Genomic DNA, 20,959 nt, shown 5'->3' with positions numbered 1-20,959 from the left:
TCTCCTTAAGCGTGGCCCAATTTTAGAGCTAGGGTGCCGTAACTCCATCAAGGATTCGTAATGGCTTTTCAGCATTAAGAATCAAGGCCATACTGACCTTGTCATAAACTTTAAAGACCATCACTTTGCCGATTACTTCGGTTGGCATATCGTAATCTGAATAGCTGTTATTGGTTATTTTGTTCCAATGAGAAGTGTCTTTACTGTATTGCGGTCCATGGTCGGTTTCAATAACGCCGGGGCTTTTTCGGCTAACCGTTAACACATCGCCAACTTGTAAGGCTTGGCTATTGCCTTTATTAATCATTATCACGTCAAATTTAGCAAATTCACGTAGTTTGGTCACCGAGCTAATAATTAAACCGTCAGTGCTTTTAGCACCTGCTCGCATGGTAAAAATAGCGGGGTAATCTTGCTCGTCATTGACTGGCATAACATAAGCACCCGAACGAATTTCGCGTTTTGCACCCTCAACAAAAATAGTGCTTGGCTGCTGCTGACTCATATTGCCACTTTGTAGTGCCTTGCCGGTACCAATAAGTCGAATATTATAACCCAAATTTTGCTGTGTTTCGGGATCAACAATGGCATCCGCTTTATGGTAAATACCATAACTTTGACCAACAATGAGGTCACTATTAACATAAACTTTAAAGCCATCAACACTTGATTTATAGCCATCCTCACTGCCAATAACATGAGGTAAGTCAGTTAACTCAGCTAAACTTCTCACGGTATCGTAGCGAATATAGGGCGCAATAACGTGCAAAGGTAGTGTACTAACCGGTTTTTGGTCTTTTAATTGTTTTCTTACTTTGGGTGACCATTTAAGTTCAGGCTTACCTTTAACCAGCATGGGTTGGCCTTGGGCATCAAATACTAGCCGCAACTCATCCCCGGGGTAAATTAAATGTGGGTTATTAATATCAGGGTTAAGACGCCATAACTTAGGCCACAACCAAGGTTGGTTGAGAAATATACCTGATATATCCCACAAGGTATCGCCTTTCTTAACGATATAAGATTTTGGAGCATCTGGCTTTAATACTAACTCATTTGCCATTAAAGATACTGACAGAGCAATGCCAAATAGCAACGATAAAACTCTTATTAGCATGTTAATTTCCCTATTATTAGAGGTTTTATCCTAAACCACTATGATTAACTATAATTAATGGCTAAAATTGAAACATAACACTCTATGCGACATTTCGCGAACTCTTTTGATAAATTATGGCTATTTTACCTGTATTACGATTTCCTGATGAGAGATTAAGAACAAAAGCGCAACCTGTAACTGAAGTTAACGATGAAATTCGTACTATTATCAGTAACATGTTTGAAACCATGTATGATGAAAATGGTGTTGGTTTGGCGGCAACTCAAGTTGATATTCACCAACGAATTGTCGTTATTGATGTTTCAGAAAATAAAGAACACCCTTACGTGTTAATAAATCCTGAAATCACCCGCAAAAGTGATGACACCATTATTAATGAAGAAGGTTGTTTATCGGTACCCGGCTGTTATGCCAAAGTTGACCGTAGTATTGATGTCACAGTTACCGCCCTTGATGAAAATGGCAAAGCCTTTACTTTAGACGGTGAAGAGCTATTAGCTATTTGTATTCAGCATGAATTGGATCATCTTAATGGCATCTTATTTGTTGATTATTTGTCACCACTTAAACGCCAGCGATTCAAAAAGAAATTAGAAAAAGAAGCGCGTTTGGATAATGCCAACGCTTAAGTGTCATCGCTCTTTTATAACTCATACCAATTAAATTAAGTAAATGAGCGATTATTTATTTCAATTGGTATCAATTGCATTTTGGAAACTCCTTTGCCCAATGCCGTAACTACACCATTAAATATCATTTTTGCTGGTACCCCTGACTTTGCCGCGCAACATTTAGCGGCGCTAATTCACTCAGAGCATAACATTGTTGCGGTTTATTGCCCGCCCGATAAACCGGCTGGCCGCGGTAAAAAGCTCACGGCTTGTGCAACTAAATTATTAGCCCTAGCGCACGACATTCCAGTTCAGCAGCCGGTGAATTTTAAAGCTGAACAAACACAGTTAACGCTGGAAAATTACCAAGCAGATGTCATGGTAGTGGTGGCTTATGGTTTATTATTGCCGACGGTGATTTTACAGACACCCAGATTAGGCTGTATTAATGTTCATGGTTCTATTTTGCCTAAATGGCGTGGTGCTGCACCGATTCAACGTGCTTTAGAAGCGGGTGACTCACAAACTGGCGTTACTATAATGCAAATGGATAAAGGCCTAGATACCGGTGATATGATATTAACCGCAACGTGTGACATTACCCTAAAAGACACGAGCGCGAGTTTATACGACAAGTTAGCTGAACTAGGTCCAAAAGCATTATTAAACACCTTAGCCTTGATGACTTTAGGCAAATATCAACGCCAACCACAGAATAATCTACAAGCCACTCACGCGGCCAAACTTGATAAAGCAGATGCTGAGTTAGACTGGCAACAACCCGCGAGCATACTTGATCGGAAAATCAGAGCCTACATACCATGGCCAGTGGCGCAATTTACCTTTGATGACAACAGTCAACAACACCGTATTCGGGTTTGGCAAGCTAGCGTTATTGAACTTGAGCATCAGCACCTGCCTGGCACTATCATAAGCTGTGATAAACAAGGTATTGTGGTCGCCACAACAGCCAATGCTCTACGGCTTGAAATATTACAACTGCCAGGCAAAAAAGCTTTAGCCGTGGCTGACATAATCAATGGCAAAGCAGATTGGTTTACCCAAGGCCAATCAATCAATAGGCTAATACAGCCTCAACAAGAGTTAACTTAATTATGGCCGCTAACCTTAGAGCACTGGCTGCTCGCTGTACCTTTGCCGTTGTTGATAAAGGCCGTAGTTTGTCAGACGAACTACCACAACAAATCGCAAAAATAGATATTAAAGATAAAGGGCTATTACAAGAGCTTTGCTATGGCGTATTAAGACATTTACCTGAGCTTGAACATGATGTTCGTGACTTCATTAAAAAACCCTTTAGCGGCAAACAACGCGTTGGTCACTTTTTATTACTGGTTGGGATTTATCAAATAAAGTATACCCGCATACCAGATCACGCCGCATTTAATGAAACCGTTTCCGCCTGTAAACCCTTAAAATGCGACCATTTAAAAGGCGTGATTAATGGCGTATTAAGAAATTTCCAACGCCAGCAAACACAATTAGCAGATAAAAGCCTAGCCGCTGAACCTAGCAAGCTACCGGAAGCCATCGCCTTTAACCACCCCTCTTGGTTTATTAAAAAACTACAAAGTGGTTACCCTGATAGTTGGCAAGATATTCTCAAAGCGAATATGCAAAGACCGCCGATGTGGTTGCGAGTTAATGTCCTACACCATAGTATTGATGAATATCTAGCTTTATTAGTGGCTGAAAACATTGATTATGCCTATATCGATGAAAAGTCATCTGCGATACGTTTAACTGACGCCATCGATGTCAATAAGTTGCCTGGATTTCAGCTAGGTTGGGTATCAATTCAAGACGGCGCCGCACAACAAGCTGCACTTTTACTTGATTGCCAGCCAGATGACAATGTACTTGATTGTTGTGCCGCGCCAGGTGGAAAAACCTGTCATATACTTGAATATAGTCCAAAAATAAAAGCGCTAACCGCCATTGATATTGAAGAGTCGCGCTTGCTGAGAGTGCATGAAAACCTACAACGTCTGAACCTACAAGCAAAGGTGATTACCGCTGATGCCGCCACACCAGACAAGTGGTGGAATGGAGAACTATTTGACCGTATTTTACTTGACGCTCCGTGTTCTGGTACCGGTGTCATACGCAGACACCCTGATATTAAATGGCTGCGTAAAAGCCAAGACATTGCGGTATTAACTGATTTACAACAAGATATATTAAAAAATGTATGGTCTTTATTAAAACCCGGTGGTACTTTGCTGTATGCAACATGCAGTGTATTACCAGAAGAAAATAGTCAGCAAGTTCAACGTTTTGTTGCTGAAAATTCAGATGTGGAACATATCGCGATAACCAATAATGCACATGATATTGGTTGGCAGATACTGTCTAACGACAATTCGATGGACGGTTTTTACTACGCCAAACTCATTAAAAAATCACAGTAAAAACAACAATAAAAGCAATCTTAAATGAAAATTATAATTATTGGTGCTGGACAGGTTGGTGGAACATTAGCAGAAAACCTTGTTGGCGAAAAAAACGAAATTACGCTAATAGACACTAACAGTGAAACCTTGCGTGAATTACAAGACAAAATGGATTTACGCGTTGTTGTTGGTCACGGCTCTCACCCTGATATACTAAAACAAGCTGGCGCAGAAGACGCTGAACTCGTTGTTGCAGTAACCAACGACGATGCTACCAACATGATTGCTTGCCAAATTTGTTATTCGCTATTTAATACCGCCAATAAAATTGCCCGAATTCGCTCTAGTCAAATTCTCAAATATCAAAAAGAACTCTTTCAAAATAAAAATATTCCGGTAGATCATATTATTGCACCAGAGCAACTGGTGACCCGAGATATTGCCCGACTTATTGATTACCCAGGTGCACTACAAGTATTAGAATTTGCTGAAGGTAAGGTCAGTTTAGTTGCCGTTAAAGCTTATTACGGGGGCTTATTGGTGGGCCATGCCCTATCTACTTTGCGCGAACACATTCCGAATATTGATACCCGGGTGGCGGCTATTTATCGTAATGGCAAACCTATTCGACCGCTGGGCACTACCGTTATTGAAGCCGATGACGAAGTATTCTTTATTGCCGCCTCAATTCATATTCGCGCGGTAATGAACGAACTACAAAAGTTGGAAGCGCCTTATAAAAAAATCATGATCGCCGGTGGTGGTAATATCGGCTCAGGTTTGGCGCGCTTGTTAGAGAAAAACCACCAAGTAAAATTAATCGAACATTCGGCTAAACGGGCAGCCTATTTAGCCTCTGAGCTAAACGACACCTTAGTGTTTACCGGTGATTCTTCTGATCAAGAGTTGCTGTTAGAAGAACACATAGATCAATTTGACGTTTTTATTGCTGTCACCAACGATGACGAAGCCAACATTATGTCATCGTTATTAGCAAAACGCTTAGGGGTACGCAAAGCTATGGTATTAATCCAGCGCAGTGCTTACATTGATTTAGTCCATGGTAGTGATATAGATATTGCCGTTTCACCGCAACACGCCACTATTTCCGCCTTATTAACCCACGTGCGCCGTGGTAATATTAATAATGTTTATAGCTTGCGTGGTGGCGCAGCAGAAGCAATAGAAATTGTCGCTAAAGGTGATGAAAAATCATCTAAAGTGGTGGGTAAAACTATCCAACAGATTCGGTTACCACCCGGCACAACTATTGGTGCCATCGTGCGTGGCGAAGAAGTCTTAATTGCCCATTCAGATACCCGAATTCAAGCAGAAGACCATGTGGTGTTATTTTTAGTTAACAAACGCTATATCAGTGACGTTGAAGCTTTATTTCAACTGGATGCCATAGCGTTTTTCTAAGCGATTTGTTCTAAGCAATAATGTGTTAAGTACTATCAGAAAAATATATTAGGTTCGCCAAAATGCTGGTGTCATTAGTACCAGCAAAGTAAATATCTCTAAACGGCCAAACAGCATGGCAACAACCAAAACCCATTTACTAAAATCATTTATTTCTGCATAGTTTGACGCAACCTGCCCCAAACCTGGGCCCAAATTATTCAAACAGGCAGCCACGGCGGTAAAGGCTGAAATATCATCCATTCCGCCCGCTAATAACAACAACATACAAACAACAAACACAGCCGCATAAGCCGAGAAAAACCCCCATATAGCTTCTACCACACGATTTGGTAGTGCTTTTTTACCTAACTTAATAGTAAAAACGGCTTTAGGATGTACTAATCTATTTAATTCTCGCACGCCTTGTAAATAAAGCAGTAATACCCGAATGACTTTCATGCCACCACCGGTACTGCCAGCGCAACCACCAATAAAACTGGCAAATATTAATAAAATGGGCAGCAGCGTTGGCCAGTTAGCAAAAGCGACTTCGCCTGAAGATGTTGTTGAAAAGCCGGCAGTCGTACTAATTGAAACGGCATGAAACATCGCTTGTTCAAAGTTGTCAAAACCTGACTGGTAAACATTAAAACTCATTAGCACAATAAAACACACTAAGATCAAAACAGCTTGAATACCCAAAAACACTTTAAATTCTGAATCATAAAAATAACTACGCAATGATCGGCTGTTCACTACCGCAAAATGCAAAGCAAAGTTCACACCGGCAACCAGTAAGAAAAATACACAGATAAAATTGATCAACGGACTATCAAAATAGCCCATGCTTAAATCGTGAGTTGAGAAGCCACCAATCGCAATAGTAGAGAAAGAATGGCAAATAGCGTCAAATAAATTCATCCCCGCCGCCCAATAACTCATGGCACAAGCAAGGGTTAAGGTGACATAAATTAGCCACAAATGCTTAGCCGTATCGGCAATGCGCGGGGTCATTTTTGAATCTTTCACCGGCCCTGGAGTTTCAGCGCGATATAACTGCATACCACCTATGCCTAGCATAGGTAAAATAGCCACGGCTAACACAATTATCCCCATACCACCCAACCACTGTAGTTGTTGTCGATACCAAAGTACCGCGTGTGGTAGTCCGTCAATCTGCGTTAATATGGTTGCGCCTGTCGTAGTAAGACCCGAAAAAGACTCAAAAAATGCATCGGCAACGCTAAGGTTAGGTTGATCTAATAATAATAAAGGCACCGCTGAGAAACTCGCCAAAACGGTCCAAAACAACACCACAATTAAAAATCCTTCTCGTGCCCTTAAATCGCTCTTTTCGTCTCGATAAGGATACCAAGATAAAAGCCCCGCGATTAAACAAAAAAGAAATGACATTAAGAAAGAAACACCACCACCATCTCGATAAACCAGAGAAATAAAAGCAGGCGGCAGCATAGTTACGCTTAGTAAGGCGACTAATAACCCTAATATTCGGATGATATTTTTAAATTGCACGGTAGTTTATTATTGCTTTTTAGTTATAGGTTGAAGTGTTAACTGTCCCGCAGACATGGTTTGCAATTGCTGTTGGAAAAGCTCAAGTTTTTCATCAGGTAATGCAAGTATCAGAACAACATTTTCATGGTAGTCTTGCTGGATAATTTCGCCACCCATTTGATCAACAAAATACAAAACATCATTTACTTGTGCATATTGACACGCTAGTGTTTTGCGTACCATAGGAATTTTCAATTTTGTCGGTAAATTCGCCAGTGCTTGCTTAACGCTGCCGCCATAAGCGCGTTGTAATCCACCGGGTCCAAGCTTAGTACCACCAAAATATCGTACAACAACAGCACAAAGCTCGCCAAGATTACTGCCCATTAACATATTAAGCATAGGTTTACCGGCAGTGCCTGACGGCTCCCCGTCATCAGAAAAACCATATAATTGGCTATTTTCAGGCCGACCAGCAATAAAGGCATAACAGTGATGATTAGCTTGTGGATGTAATACTTGTAAGCTTTTAATAAACGCTTTGGCATCAGCAGCACTAGTGCAAGGTTTAAGGTAACAAATAAAGCGGCTACGCGTGACTATGGTTTCATCAATAATCGCTTGGGCCGCTATCTCGTATGGTCTAGACACAAATATTTTCGCTTAGTTTAAGTCAGAATCTCGTGTCATATTTTCATTATGCGACTGGTGAACAATGACATTATCTTCTATTCTGATACCACCAAATGGCCGCATAGCATCAACCTCTGACCAATTAACCATTTTACCATGGGCAGATTTTTTTAAGTCAGCTAGCAAAGAATTGATAAAATATAAGCCAGGTTCAATAGTAAAAACTTGATTGCTTTCTATCACGCGCGACGTCCGTAAAAAAGCATGTTGCTCTGGGGTATTAACCTGAGTACCACGTTCGTCTGCCATAAAACTGCCAACATCGTGCACTTGTAAGCCTAAGTGATGACCTAAGCCATGTGGGAAAAAGGTAGAAATAATACCGCTTTCAACCGCCGTATCGACATCAACATTAATAAAGTTAAACTCTCGTAAAACCTTACCTATTTCGCGATAAGTAGCAATATGTAGGTCAACATAACTCAGCCCTGGCTTTAAGGCGTCAACTGCATTCAACATTAGAATATCCATGCGCGCAATTAACTCAGCAAAGCGATCACGCTTAAAAGAATAGGTGCGAGTAATATCCGCGGCATAACCATTAAAATTAGCGCCGGCATCCAGTAAAAAAGAACGATGGGCTTGTGGTACGCCGCGATCTAAAGCGGTGTAATGTAAAATAGCGGTGTTTTCATTTAACGCGACAATATTACCATAAGGTGTTTCACTTTCAACTTGTTGCGTTGCTTTAAGAAAAGCATGTTGAATATCGTACTCTGATGCACCATCAAAAAAAGCGGCTTTGGCTGCTTTATGGCCCTTAACCGCAATCTCATTTGAACGGCGCAAACACGTTTGTTCGTAAGAAGTTTTATAAGCACGGTGAAAATGAAAATAGTTAATCAATGGCTCGGGATTGATATGATCAAAGCCTAACGCTTTCGCCACTTCAATATGAGCACCAATATAGGCAAAGGCTTTTTTATCATAAGGCAGTAACTTATCGACGTCACTGGCTTTAGCTAAAATTTTTATATCAAAAAATTCATGCCAATAATCATCCGCCAAACCGATAACTTTATGCCAAAAATCAACTGGTTGATAGTAAATCAGTGTGGGTTTATCTGTACCGTTAACCAATAGCCAACAGTTAGCAACATCAACTAAAGGTAACCAGGCTTTAAAGTGTGGGTTAACGCGAAATGGATAGCTGTTATCGTCTAAGAAGGCTTTAATTTCTTGACCAGAGTGAATGACTAAACCTTCAAGATTTTCTCTTGCTAATACGGCTTTAGTTCGTTTTTGTAACTCAGCTACATGAGCTGGGTATTGGCTAGCTAGTGTATTCATCTGGTAACTCTCTAAATTTCTTTGGTGTTAATTATACCTTGTTTAGCCTGATATTATAATGCAAGCGTGATGCTATTCGTTTATATTCATTGCAATGATCTGGTCAAACAAAGAAGCCGCTTGTCCTACTTTGTGTTGATATATTTGCTGATAAGCTAAAACGCTTTTAACATATTCTCGGGTTTCTTTGAACGGAATGGTTTCAATCCAAACATCAGCAGGTAAAGACTCAGCGTTTTTTAACCAACTTTTTACCCGATAAGGGCCGGCATTATAAGCCGCGGTAGCCAGTACCTGATTGCCATCATGACGGTCGAGTAAATCACGTAAATATTTTGTGCCTAATTTAATATTATTTTTAGCTTTGAATAAATATCGATTAGAGACTTTTTGGCGTGCCAGCTGTTTTGCTGTACCCGGCATAATTTGCATTAAACCTTTAGCGCCTGCTGGAGAATTAGCATCAGACATAAATGAGCTTTCACGACGCGTGATAGCAAACGCCCAAGCTGGATTAATGTTTTGCTGGCCCGCATAGTGCTTAATTTCACTTTCAAAGCCCAGTGGAAAACGCAAACCTACATCGTTAAGATAACCCACTTTAGCTAAGGTAAATATCGCCCTGTCATACCATTGCATTTCATTAGCAACTTTAGAGGCAACTAACTTGTCGCGATTACTGAGTTTTGACAACCAATAATTCCATTCCTTACGGGCGTGATAAAACCGACCAATGGCAAACAGCTCAATGGCTCTTTTTGCTTCAGGACTTTTAGTCACTAAGGCTCTTTCATCTGCGCTAACCACGAGCGGTATATTCTGAAAATTAGCCGGTTTATTTAAATAACTCGCGGCTAAAAAACCATAATAATGTCGGCTTAGCGCCAACTTATTTAAGCGTAAATTTCCTGCCACTAATTCATCAGTGGCCAACAAGCTTCTGCCATACCAGTACTGCCACTGCAGGCTTTTTTGTGCTATCTCAGGTAATTTTAACAGCTTAGCTTTGATGTTTTGCCAATTTTGATCACGCAGAGCGTCGGTTATATACCACTGGGTTAAGTTACTAGTAAATAAGTTTTCATCAACTTTCGCTAACCATATGGCCGCATCAAGATGATTCTTACTGGCTAACGCTAGGGCAAATTTTAACGTAATTTGTTGCTGTTGCTGCACGGAAAAAGGTAACAACGACTGGGCTAATTTATAGGTTTCAAGTGCTTGTTTTGGATCACGCCATATGAGGCGCTTCAAACCATAAGTGACTATTTCCGCCTCTCTCTGGGTTTTATTTTTAAATTTTGATAAGTGTTTGGTGTATGACGGATTGCGACGTACTTGATGCCAAAGCTGAGCTAAATATTGCTCATTCTCTGGTAATAACCGAGTTAAATACGGTATTAAAGTATGTTTACCGCCATCCGCTGATAATACGATACGTTGCCATATCAACTCATTGGTTCTATACCCTGCTTGCTGCCACTGCTTAAACAAAGGGTCACAAACTTTAGGTTGCGACTTACCTACTAGCCAAAGCGAGCTTACTTTTGGCAATACTTTCTTTGGTGACACACCAGATTTCAGTTGAAAGCGATAATGCTGACAAGTTAGCTCAACGTCACTAGTGGCTTCGAAAAAGTTTTGAAAGAGTACCCTCTGCTTACGTTTGGCTAAATAAGTTAGCCATTTATTTCTTAAAGGCCAATCCAATGGTGTGCCTTTATACTTTGCTAAAAAGTCCCTTATCTTTGGCGCTGATGACAACTTCATGTTGGTCATTAAGCGTTTCTGATCCAAATAAGGTTGCAGCGGATAATAATGTAGTTGGTTATATAGGTTTTGATAACTAGCAGAGTTGTGATTCCAAGTTTGCTTTTCGGCTTGCAAGAAATTTTTTCGCTGCTGGCTTTCATCATTAGCGAAAGTTGCTGCACTCACTAATAGCGCACTTAAGATGGCGGTTTTAAACAATCGGAAACTAGCTAGCGGCATTAGAAGACCTTGGAGAAATAAGCATGGATCAATTATTCACCTCTAACGTGACAAAGCAAGCTTATTACAGACAATTATTAGCTTAATTATCAATATTTGCTCTTAAAGTCAGTTTTAGATGCTTAAAAATCCATTGAAAAAAACAATCAAGGTAAGTTTATTGTTGCGTCATGGTAAATAGGCTTTAAAATTAGCGCCAAATCATATTCCCTAGCAAGGTAAAGCATGACCGATTGCCCTTTTTCAGCTCCAGATCACCAATTAGATGCCATTGGGCTCCGCTGCCCCGAGCCGGTAATGATGCTTCGGCTAAAAATACGAAAAATGGCCGAAGGTGAAACCCTCCTTGTGAGCGCTGATGACCCGTCAACTGCAAGAGATATCCCCAGCTTTTGTCGATTTATGGATCATCAACTTATTAGTCAACAAGTAAAAAAAATACCTTTTCAATACGTTATTAAGAAAGGGTTATGACACTAAGGTGATAGTTAAGGTGTGTAGCAAAGCGCTATCAGGCTGCCAACTATCCAGCCGGATTAGAATATCACTCGAAGGCTTCGGCCTTGAAATGCCATAATCTTGCGCTAATTTACAACCCAGTTGTAATAATTCAGTGCCATGACCCACAATTTTTACTCCTTCTGCAATCACCTCAAGCTGGAAAGCTTTCGCCAAACTAACAACGCCCATAACAATGGCTAAATCGTGCGGGTCAGTGAGCATGTCGCGTATAAAACTCTGATCTATTTTAATCAGGCTAGCGGGCAAGCGTTTGAGGTAAGTTAGGATGATAATATTAATACGGGGGAAATCTGTATCCGTGTGTGCAAACTTGTTACAAAATCTTATGACAAACAATGTAACTTTGGCTCCAATTATTACTTATCAGTGAATAATAGTTGAAGCCAAATAGTTTTTAAACTGTTATTCATAACCCCCAAAAGAGCCTGCAGGACCGGGAAAAACCACTGGGCTTTCAAAACCATCTTTTGCAACACTGCTAACACCGAAAAAATAGTTATCGATTACAATATTTTTTAACTCAAATTCAGTAACATCGCCGACATATTGACTATTTGTCCATGTTGGCTCTGTGGTTAATCGCCAATGCACACGGTAACCCGCTAAGTTATTTGCCATAGTCCCTGCTGGACGCTGCCACTTTAAACTTGTTGAGGCTTTAACTGCCCCTGAAATTTCAGTATTGGCTGGCGGTGGTGGTGCCCAAGCCATAGCGGCTATAGTAACGGCGTTTAACGAGGTTAATTTCGCAGTAAAAGCAAAATCTACACCAGAAATAACGTCACCGAACGCTCGACCATTTTCGCTTCGAAGGTCTTGATGCTGACGATCGTAGTGCTCATTAGTTTCCATAATACGTACGGCAGGATAACCAACTGCATTAAAGGGTCTATGATGTCCGCCTCGACCAAACCTGTCCAATCTATATATCATCATAACGTCTAAGTTAGGGATGTATTGGTCGGCAATTTGATCAATATAGCGAGCTAAATTTCGTGAAGGCGAATCTACTTCTCCACCGGTAAATCTGCGTTTTTTAGCTTCTGCTGGTGTTTCAACATAGCGAACGCCTTCGGAAAAAACTCTTGCTGTTGTATTGTTGATAACGCCATTGATACCTGAAATATTACCAATCATGTCGTTATTAATAACCGCTTCCACACGCCAAGCTTCTTTCTTGGCAATACCTGCCATTATTTTTCCACCAAACAATCCCTGTTCTTCTCCTGATAAGGCGGCATAAACTACAGTACCGGCAAATTTATGTTGGGACAGCACTCTAGCGGCTTCGATAACTCCGGCAACACCTGAAGCATTATCATTGGCTCCTGGAGAGGCACTGGTGTAATCAAGCGGGTCTGACACACGTGAGTCTATATCACCAGACATCACGATATAGCGATTGGGATCGAGTTGGCCGCGCTGAATAGCGATAACATTGATCACTTCAGTCGGTTCAGGAATTCGCTTTTCTCCTGAAAAGGTCTGTTTTTGATAAACAACTTCTAAACAGCCTCCACATTGTGCTGAAATTTTATCAAATTCTGACTTAATCCAACGACGTGCCGCGCCAATGCCTTGGCTATCTGATTTTGTCTCTGACAAGGTATGCCTGGTACCAAAGCCAACTAATGTAGTGACATCTTTTTTCAGTCTCTCTGCACTTACTTCTTGCTGTATCTCACGCAATACCAACTGCTCATTCGGTGGCACCACTGTAGTAGCGTAAACAGGGACAGCGGTGGCAAATGCACATAACGCCCCAACAGTCTTTCGAAAAAAAGCATTGAACGATGGAGTAAGTGCGATACTCTTCACTTGAGAAAAATGTATAAACATAACGACAACCTAATATTATTGTGATTATTACTTTGGTAAAAGATTAGCACATTTAATAAGCTTAACGGGTTCATCCATCCTATTAATAATTCAATTCAACGCACGGTTAAATTCACTATCGAACTCTCTATTGAACTCACAATTAAATGATCAATTGCTCAGGGTTAGATGGGTCACAAAACTATATCAAGCTAAAATAACAGCTTTAAATACGGTCAAGTTTGCCATACTTAACTCTGCTGATTAACATTAGCTAGGCTTATAAGACTAGGTTTAGGTTTAGATTTTACTTTAGAAAACACTGAAAGTGTTGTGCTTGACGCTTTGCAAACTCAAGAGCAGAAAAACACTTACACAGTTCGCAAAATGTCTATTTTGTTCTTAAAACAGCTTGTTGATATATTATTTTATATTAAAAAATACGCTTCTGAACGGCGCAAGTAGTTACCATTTTCCAGTTGAGTTAACTAAATCGACTTAATCAACAGAATCACCATTGAGTAAGAATCGGAATTTTTTATTGTTCGAGCTAAATACCTCTTGGCAAAATTAATCTCGGTGTAAGCAAGATTTAATAATAAAAAAAAGGAATGCCTTAGCATTCCTTTGAGTTTTTAATACGCTACAACCAAAAATATTACTGTAATAAAGAAATATCCGCTATCGCAAGAAAACTATTACGAATTTCGTTTAGTAAGGTCAAGCGATTGGTTTTAACTTGTTCATCATCAGCCATCACCATGACATGATCAAAAAAGTTATCAATGGGCTGCTTTAACGCCGCTAATTCAGTTAATGCACTTTGATAATCTTTTGTCGCCATTAATGGTGCTATTTTAGTATTAACCACTGAAAAAGCTGAGGCCAACTCTGCTTCAGCCGCTTCTGTCGCTAAATCAGCTTTAAAAGTGTTAAAAAGCTCACCTTTAAATTTAACTAAAATATTACCCACACGCTTGTTAGCGGCGGCTAACGTAGCCGCTTCACCTAAGGTTTTAAAGTGTGTTACCGCATGAATACGCTTGTCAAAATCCAATGGTGAAGACGGAGCATTAGCTAGCACAGCTTGTATGACATCAACCGTAATATTTTGATCTTGATAATAAGCACGGTAGCGACCAAAAACAAATTCAAGTACTTGCTGAGTCACGTCTTGATTGCTTAATTTATCTTGATAAAGCTCAACACTTTTTGCCACTAAATCCGCAATATCTAAATTAAGATCTTTCTCAATGATGATACGGATCAAGCCAATAGCCGCACGGCGCAAAGCAAATGGGTCTTTATCACCCTTAGGCGCTTGGTTAATGCCAAAAATGCCGACTAAGGTATCGACTTTATCAGCAATAGCAACGGCGCAACCTATGGTTTGTTCAGGTAATACATCACCCGCGAAACGAGGTCGATATTGATCTTCTAAGGCCTGTGCAACGGCTGCAGGTTCACCATCATGCTGAGCATAATACTTACCCATGGTGCCTTGAACTTGTGGAAATTCAAGCACCATATCTGACATTAAATCTGTTTTGCTCAGTAAACCTGCGCGATAGGCTATAGCGGTATCATCGCCAGTTTTATCCGCAACGAACTCACTTAAACTAGCAATACGTTCAGACTTAGCTTTCACTGTGCCTAATTGCTTTTGAAACAACATTGACTCTAAACCTTGCAGCCTTGACTCAAGTGATTGTTTTTTATCTGTTTTAAAGAAAAATTCCGCATCAGCTAAACGTGGTCGAATAACCTTCTCATTTCCTTTAATAACCTGACTTGGATCTTTGCTATCAATATTTGATACAAAGATGAATTTATTCAATAAGTTACCTTCGCTATCGGTGACAGGAAAGTATTTTTGATGATCTTTCATCGAATAAATTAAGGGTTCAGCAGGTACATTCAAAAACTCTTTGTCGAAGCTGCCGGTTAATACTACTGGCCATTCAACTAATGAAGTCACTTCTTCTAGTAACTCGTCATCCGGTAAAACGAAACCACCAATGGCTATCGCCGCGGCATTAATTTGCTGTTGAATAGTGTCTTTACGTGCTTGATAGTCAACCACAACATGTGCTGCTTTTAATGCGCTTTCATAGTCATCGGCATGTGCTAACGCAACTAAGCCATGATGATGAAATCGGTGACCGGTCACTAAGTTATTAGAACAAATGTTTAACGATTCTCCAGCAATAACACTTGCGCCATAAAGTAGTGTTAGCGTATGCACAGGACGAATAAATTGTGTTCTACCTGAGCCCCAACGCATAGGTTTGGGTACAGGTAACTTTGCAATAGCTAGGTTAACCATGTCAGGAATTAACTGCTCAACATGTTTGCCTTGCTCGATAGTTTTGTAAAGTAACCATTCACCTTTATCTGTTACCAAACGTTCTGCTTGAGCAACAGTGATGCCATTTGAGCGCGCCCAACCTTCAGCAGCTTTACTTGGCTTACCTGCAGCATCAAAGGCTACGCTAACCGCAGGACCACGTTTTTCAATGGCTTTGTCAGCTTGGTTAGCGACTAAGTTGTCAACCTTTACCGCTAAACGTCTTGGCGTCGCATACCAATAAATATCAGAATAAGAAAGTTTTGCTTCATCTAGTTGTAATTTAATTTGCTCAAAAAACGTTGTGGCTAAAGTTCTCAACGACTTGGGTGGTAACTCTTCAGTACCGAGTTCAATCAATAGTGTTTCTGTTGTCATTATGACTGTCCCTTGGCTGAGTTATTATTGCTCGAGTTATCATTGGCTAAATTATTTTTACAAAGCGGAAAGCCAAGCTCTTCACGTTTGGCGTAATAGGCTTGTGCACAAGCTTTTGATAAAGCTCTTACTCTCAATATATAGCGTTGGCGTTCTGTTACCGATATGGCGTGTCGAGCATCCAGTAAGTTAAAGGCATGAGAAGCTTTCATCACTTGTTCGTATGCCGGTAAAGCTAAACCTGCTTGGATCAGTTTTTCACTGTCTTTTTCACACTGATCAAAGGTGTTAAATAAGGCATCAACGTCAGCATATTCAAAGTTATAAGTTGATTGTTCAACTTCATTTTGATGGAATACATCGCCATAAAGTATTTTACCCATAGGACCATCAGTCCAAACCAGATCATAAATACTATCTACGTTTTGAATATACATGGCTAAGCGTTCTAAGCCATAGGTTATTTCACCCGTAACAGGTGCACACTCTATACCGCCAACTTGTTGAAAGTAAGTGAATTGCGTAACCTCCATGCCGTTTAGCCAGATTTCCCAACCTAAACCCCAAGCGCCTAAGGTGGGTGATTCCCAGTTGTCTTCTACAAAGCGAATATCGTGCACGAGTGGATCAATGCCCATCTCTTTTAACGAGTCAAGGTAAAGCTCTTGAATATTATCTGGAGAAGGCTTTAGCATGACTTGAAACTGATAATAGTGTTGTAAGCGATTTGGATTTTCACCGTAGCGACCATCGGTTGGACGTCGACATGGTTGCACATAAGCACTACTCATTGGCTCAGGACCAATAGAACGTAAAAATGTCATCGGGTGAAATGTGCCGGCCCCAACTTCTAAATCTAATGGCTGAACTATTACACAGCCTTGGCGTGACCAATAATCTTGCAACTGCAATATTAGTCCTTGAAAGGTCTTTATATTAAACGTACTCATAACATTCCGAATCTATAGTTATATGGGGTTAAATAAGGCTAATTATACCGTTTGTCGCTTTATTAGCCTAGTGTCCTTATCGCAATTTAATTAATTAAGTGATCTAATTTTTTATCAAATAAAATGGCTAAAAACAAGGTGTAAAATTTATCAGTCATTGACTGATAAATTTATAACCCTGTATTTAGCCATTTTAAGCATTAAGGATAAGCAGATAATTAATCAATGGTATTACTAAATATTAGCACTAGATGTTAGCTATTTTTTATCTATAAATACCTGCTTAGAAACAAAAATGCCCGATTTGATGATCGGGCATTATTATCTCTACAGTTTAAAGGCTAAACATCTAGGTTAGCTACTTTAAGCGCGTTTTCTTCAATGAAGTGTCTACGCGGTTCAACATGATCACCCATCAGGGTAGTAAACAATTGATCAGCTGCAATAGCGTCTTCAATAGTTACCTGTAACATTCTGCGTGAATCTGGATCCATGGTAGTTTCCCATAATTGATTGGGATTCATTTCACCTAGACCTTTATAACGTTGAATATATTGGCCACGTTTAGATTCAGCCATTAACCAATTTAATGCTTCGTCAAACTCAGTTATTTGCTTAATTTTTTCGCCACGTTTAACGTAAGCACCTTCTTCCATTAAGCCATTCACTGCTTTATTTAGACTTTGAATTGAGGCAAACTCTTTTGAGTCAAAAAATTCATAGTCACAATCATAAACCGTATCAATACCATGTTTACGGACATTAAAGCTTGGGTAATAAACATCGCGTTCTTGGTCATGCTTAACTTCAACAGTATAGATAGAGCCATTACCATCTTGCTCAGAAAGCTGTTTTAGTAGATCAGCGGTCCAAGACTCAACGTTGGCTTTAGTTTTAAATTCTTCAGTGCTAATTAGTTCACCGTAGATCATCTTCTCTAGAATATCAGCAGGAATTAAACGCGATACGCGCTTAATAGTTTCATGAGTTTTACGGAACTGTTTGACTAAATTTTCTAAAGATAAGCCTGATAAAGCCGGTGCAGATTCGTTAACATGAATTTCTGCATTCTCTAACGCCAGTGATGTTAAATACTCAACTAAGCCATTTTCATCTTTGATGTAACGTTCTTGCTTACCTTTTTTCACTTTATAAAGTGGTGGTTGAGCAATATAAATATAGCCACGTTCCATTATTTCAGGCATTTGACGATAGAAAAATGTCAGTAATAATGTTCGGATGTGTGAACCATCGACATCAGCATCGGTCATAATGATAATACTGTGATAACGCAGTTTTTCTGGATTATATTCATCACGACCAATACCACAACCTAACGCTGTGATTAACGTACCAACTTCTTGAGAAGATATCATTTTATCAAAACGCGCTTTTTCTACGTTAAGAATTTTACCTTTCAATGGCAATATAGCCTGATTTTTGCGGTTTCTTCCCTGCTTAGCAGAGCCACCAGCAGAGTCCCCTTCCACAATGTAGAGTTCAGATAGTGCTGGATCTTTTTCCTGACAATCAGCTAACTTGCCCGGTAAACCTGCAATATCTAACACCCCTTTGCGGCGAGTCATTTCTCTTGCTTTACGCGCCGCTTCACGAGCACGAGCGGCATCAACAATTTTCATTATGATAGTGCGAGCAACTGAAGGCTTTTCTAATAGGTATTCACCTAATTTTTCGCCCATAGCTTGTTCTACTGCGGTTTTAACTTCAGAAGAAACAAGTTTATCTTTCGTTTGAGAAGAGAACTTAGGATCAGGTACTTTAACTGAAATTACCGCCGTTAAACCTTCACGAGCGTCATCACCAGAGGCACTGGTTTCAGTACTGCCACCTTTTTTAGTTTTGTTTAAACCTTCTTTAACCATGTAGCTATTAAGCGTACGAGTTAATGCGGTACGAAAACCACTTAAGTGAGTACCACCGTCGCGTTGTGGAATATTATTAGTGAAGCAATGAATACTTTCTTGGAAGCCATCGTTCCACTGCATTGCCACTTCAACTACAATGCCATCTTCTCGTTCTAAATCGAAGTAAAAAATCTCTTCATTAACTGGCGTTTTATTGGTATTTAAATAATCAACAAAGGCTTGAATACCACCATCAAATTGAAAGTGATCTGACTTACCTTCTTCACGTTCATCAATAAGTCTAATTGATATACCTGAATTCAAAAATGATAATTCACGAATTCTTTTTACCAGTAAGTCATAGTGAAATAGCACATCGGTGAAGGTCTCTTCACTAGGCCAAAATCTGACTTCTGTCCCCGTTTTATCACTTTCGCCAACCTGTTTCATAGGCTCTTGTGGTATGCCGTGGTGATAAAATTGTTCGAATAACTTACCCGCTCGACGAATATTTAGTTTCAATTTACTACTGAGGGCATTTACTACTGAAATACCAACACCGTGTAAACCACCCGAAACTTTATAGCCTGAGTCTTCACCACCGAACTTACCACCAGCATGCAATACTGTCATGATAACTTCAGCGGCAGAAATACCTTCTTCTGGATGAATTTCTGTTGGAATTCCACGACCGTCATCCTTTACAGATACCGAGCCATCTAAGTGAATTTTAACAATAATATCAGTACAGTGACCTGCAAGAGCTTCATCAATTGAGTTATCCAACACCTCAAATACCATGTGATGAAGGCCTGTGCCATCATCGGTATCACCTATATACATCCCTGGTCTTTTACGAACTGCATCTAAGCCTTTTAGTACTTTTATACTAGCCGAGTCATATTCATTTTCTATTGTCATAGCTTGTAGCCTACTCACTCATTACTGATAGTTTGCCATGTTTCACGTGAAACATTTTATAGTTTTCTTTCTGTGGAACGAGTTGTTCCACTGCTGTTTTATCTATTGCGGTTACAATTACCTGACATTCAATTCCTGCTATTGCATTATTTAATAACGCTCTAGAGTGAATGTCTAATTCTGCACCTACATCATCAATTAATAAAATTGGTTTTACTAGATTAACTCTTTCTATTAGTTTTGCTTGAGCAAAAGTTAACGCCAGTAAAAACAACTTCTGTTGCCCACGTGACAATTGGTTATCGACTGATGCACCTCTTAATAAAAAACGAACATCAAATTTTTGTGCGCCAAATAAGCTATAACCATAAGCTAATTCTTTTTCTTTATATTGTTGTAAAACATCGTACAAATTTTTCTTACTATTCCAGCCTTGTAAATATTGAATAACAATATCATCTGATACTGAAGGTAACATTATTTTCAACCAATAACTTAATTCATTAGTCAGCTCTTCAACATAACTGGCTCGTAAATTAGCTATTATTTGCGAGCTATCAATAAAGACATCGGTCCAATAGTTTAACGTGCTACCCGAAGTTTTACTGCGTAAACAGGCATTACGCTGTTTAAGGATTCGTGAAAATTCTCTCCAATGATCTGAAAATGAATGTTTCACGTGAAACAATCCTAAATCAATAAATCTTCTTCTCTGCTTTGGGCCACCAAAAAATATTTTAAAACTTTCTGGCGTGATTACTTGCACAGCGATATTTTTGGCTAGCACAGAGAACTTTCTTTCTTTTTCACCATTTATGCGTATTTCAGTATGAGCTGTACTTTGTCCATTAAAAAGTTTTCGTACACCCATCTGGCAATCTTTATGAGTTTTAGCACTGACAGTAAAACTTCGCTTAGTATGCTGAAGCAAGTTTTCTACTTTTGAACTACGAAATGACTTTCCGTGCCCCAAATAGAAAATAGCCTCTAATATACTACTTTTACCACTACCATTATCACCGATAATAAAATTGAGATCTGGATGTAATTCAACCGATACACTTTCAATATTTCGTAAATCTTGAATAATTAATTTGCCAATACTCATTATAATAGGTC

The 20,959-nt window shown here is 39.7% G+C and carries 16 protein-coding genes; 5 read left to right on the top strand and 11 right to left on the bottom strand.

What is annotated here, in order from left to right; translation table 11 throughout:
- Positions 1–28: 28 nt before the first annotated feature.
- Positions 29–1,117: a LysM peptidoglycan-binding domain-containing protein gene (locus H4J59_RS17650; RefSeq protein ID WP_182241301.1), complete on the bottom strand. Its 1,089-nt coding sequence runs from the start codon at positions 1,115–1,117 to the stop codon at positions 29–31.
- 116 nt (positions 1,118–1,233) lie between these two features.
- Between H4J59_RS17650 and def the strand changes: the two genes are divergently transcribed.
- The 4 genes from def (at position 1,234) to trkA (ending at position 5,567) form a co-directional block, all read left to right on the top strand.
- Entirely contained in the window at positions 1,234–1,749 is a 516-nt protein-coding gene (def, locus tag H4J59_RS17645; protein ID WP_182136195.1) for a peptide deformylase, read from the top strand.
- Positions 1,750–1,842: 93 nt separating this feature from the next.
- Positions 1,843–2,844: a methionyl-tRNA formyltransferase gene (gene fmt, locus H4J59_RS17640; protein ID WP_182241300.1), complete on the top strand. Its 1,002-nt coding sequence runs from the start codon at positions 1,843–1,845 to the stop codon at positions 2,842–2,844.
- A 2-nt stretch (positions 2,845–2,846) separates the two neighbouring features.
- Positions 2,847–4,163: a 16S rRNA (cytosine(967)-C(5))-methyltransferase RsmB gene (gene rsmB / locus H4J59_RS17635; protein WP_182241299.1), complete on the top strand. Its 1,317-nt coding sequence runs from the start codon at positions 2,847–2,849 to the stop codon at positions 4,161–4,163.
- A gap of 24 nt (positions 4,164–4,187) precedes the next feature.
- Complete coding sequence (gene trkA, locus H4J59_RS17630) at positions 4,188–5,567, top strand: Trk system potassium transporter TrkA (protein ID WP_182241298.1); 1,380 nt, start codon at positions 4,188–4,190, stop codon at positions 5,565–5,567.
- 48 nt (positions 5,568–5,615) lie between these two features.
- Here trkA and H4J59_RS17625 read toward each other — a convergent pair whose 3' ends face one another.
- The 4 genes from H4J59_RS17625 to H4J59_RS17610 all read right to left on the bottom strand — a co-directional run bounded on the left by H4J59_RS17625 (position 5,616) and on the right by H4J59_RS17610 (position 11,039).
- Positions 5,616–7,082, bottom strand: coding sequence for a TrkH family potassium uptake protein (locus tag H4J59_RS17625; protein ID WP_182241297.1), 1,467 nt, complete (start codon positions 7,080–7,082; stop codon positions 5,616–5,618).
- A 9-nt stretch (positions 7,083–7,091) separates the two neighbouring features.
- Positions 7,092–7,715, bottom strand: a complete 624-nt coding sequence (locus H4J59_RS17620; protein ID WP_182241296.1) for a YigZ family protein — start codon at positions 7,713–7,715, stop codon at positions 7,092–7,094.
- A 12-nt stretch (positions 7,716–7,727) separates the two neighbouring features.
- Positions 7,728–9,047, bottom strand: a complete 1,320-nt coding sequence (gene pepQ / locus H4J59_RS17615) for a Xaa-Pro dipeptidase (RefSeq protein ID WP_182241295.1) — start codon at positions 9,045–9,047, stop codon at positions 7,728–7,730.
- Between the two features lie 72 nt (positions 9,048–9,119).
- On the bottom strand, positions 9,120–11,039 hold the full coding sequence (locus H4J59_RS17610; RefSeq protein ID WP_182241294.1) for a transglycosylase SLT domain-containing protein: 1,920 nt from the start codon (positions 11,037–11,039) through the stop codon (positions 9,120–9,122).
- 225 nt (positions 11,040–11,264) lie between these two features.
- Between H4J59_RS17610 and tusA the strand changes: the two genes are divergently transcribed.
- Complete coding sequence (gene tusA, locus H4J59_RS17605; RefSeq protein ID WP_182136202.1) at positions 11,265–11,513, top strand: sulfurtransferase TusA; 249 nt, start codon at positions 11,265–11,267, stop codon at positions 11,511–11,513.
- Here the strand turns inward: tusA and H4J59_RS17600 are convergent.
- From H4J59_RS17600 to recF, 6 genes are all read right to left on the bottom strand, one after another.
- A complete protein-coding gene (locus H4J59_RS17600) occupies positions 11,508–11,897 on the bottom strand; it encodes an EAL domain-containing protein (protein ID WP_220469875.1) in 390 nt (129 codons plus the stop codon). The genes tusA and H4J59_RS17600 overlap by 6 nt on opposite strands.
- Before the next feature lie 66 nt (positions 11,898–11,963).
- The gene (locus tag H4J59_RS17595; protein ID WP_182241293.1) at positions 11,964–13,400 is read right to left on the bottom strand and encodes a M28 family peptidase; all 1,437 of its coding nucleotides are present in this window, start codon (positions 13,398–13,400) and stop codon (positions 11,964–11,966) included.
- A 637-nt stretch (positions 13,401–14,037) separates the two neighbouring features.
- The gene (glyS, locus tag H4J59_RS17590) at positions 14,038–16,104 is read right to left on the bottom strand and encodes a glycine--tRNA ligase subunit beta (protein ID WP_182241292.1); all 2,067 of its coding nucleotides are present in this window, start codon (positions 16,102–16,104) and stop codon (positions 14,038–14,040) included.
- Positions 16,104–17,054 carry a glycine--tRNA ligase subunit alpha gene (gene glyQ / locus H4J59_RS17585; protein WP_182241291.1) on the bottom strand — a complete coding sequence of 317 codons (951 nt, stop codon included), beginning with the start codon at positions 17,052–17,054 and terminating at the stop codon, positions 16,104–16,106. The genes glyS and glyQ overlap by 1 nt, the downstream gene beginning before the upstream one ends.
- Before the next feature lie 341 nt (positions 17,055–17,395).
- Entirely contained in the window at positions 17,396–19,840 is a 2,445-nt protein-coding gene (gene gyrB / locus H4J59_RS17580; RefSeq protein ID WP_220469874.1) for a DNA topoisomerase (ATP-hydrolyzing) subunit B, read from the bottom strand.
- 10 nt (positions 19,841–19,850) lie between these two features.
- Positions 19,851–20,948, bottom strand: a complete 1,098-nt coding sequence (gene recF, locus H4J59_RS17575; RefSeq protein WP_182241290.1) for a DNA replication/repair protein RecF — start codon at positions 20,946–20,948, stop codon at positions 19,851–19,853.
- Positions 20,949–20,959 lie beyond the last annotated feature (11 nt).

Origin of the sequence: Colwellia sp. MB02u-10 (genome assembly GCF_014077185.1) — a bacterium.
In the GTDB taxonomy this organism is placed as follows: domain Bacteria; phylum Pseudomonadota; class Gammaproteobacteria; order Enterobacterales; family Alteromonadaceae; genus Cognaticolwellia.
Note: the sequence above shows the minus strand (reverse complement) of the source record. Positions and strands in the feature narration are given on the sequence as shown.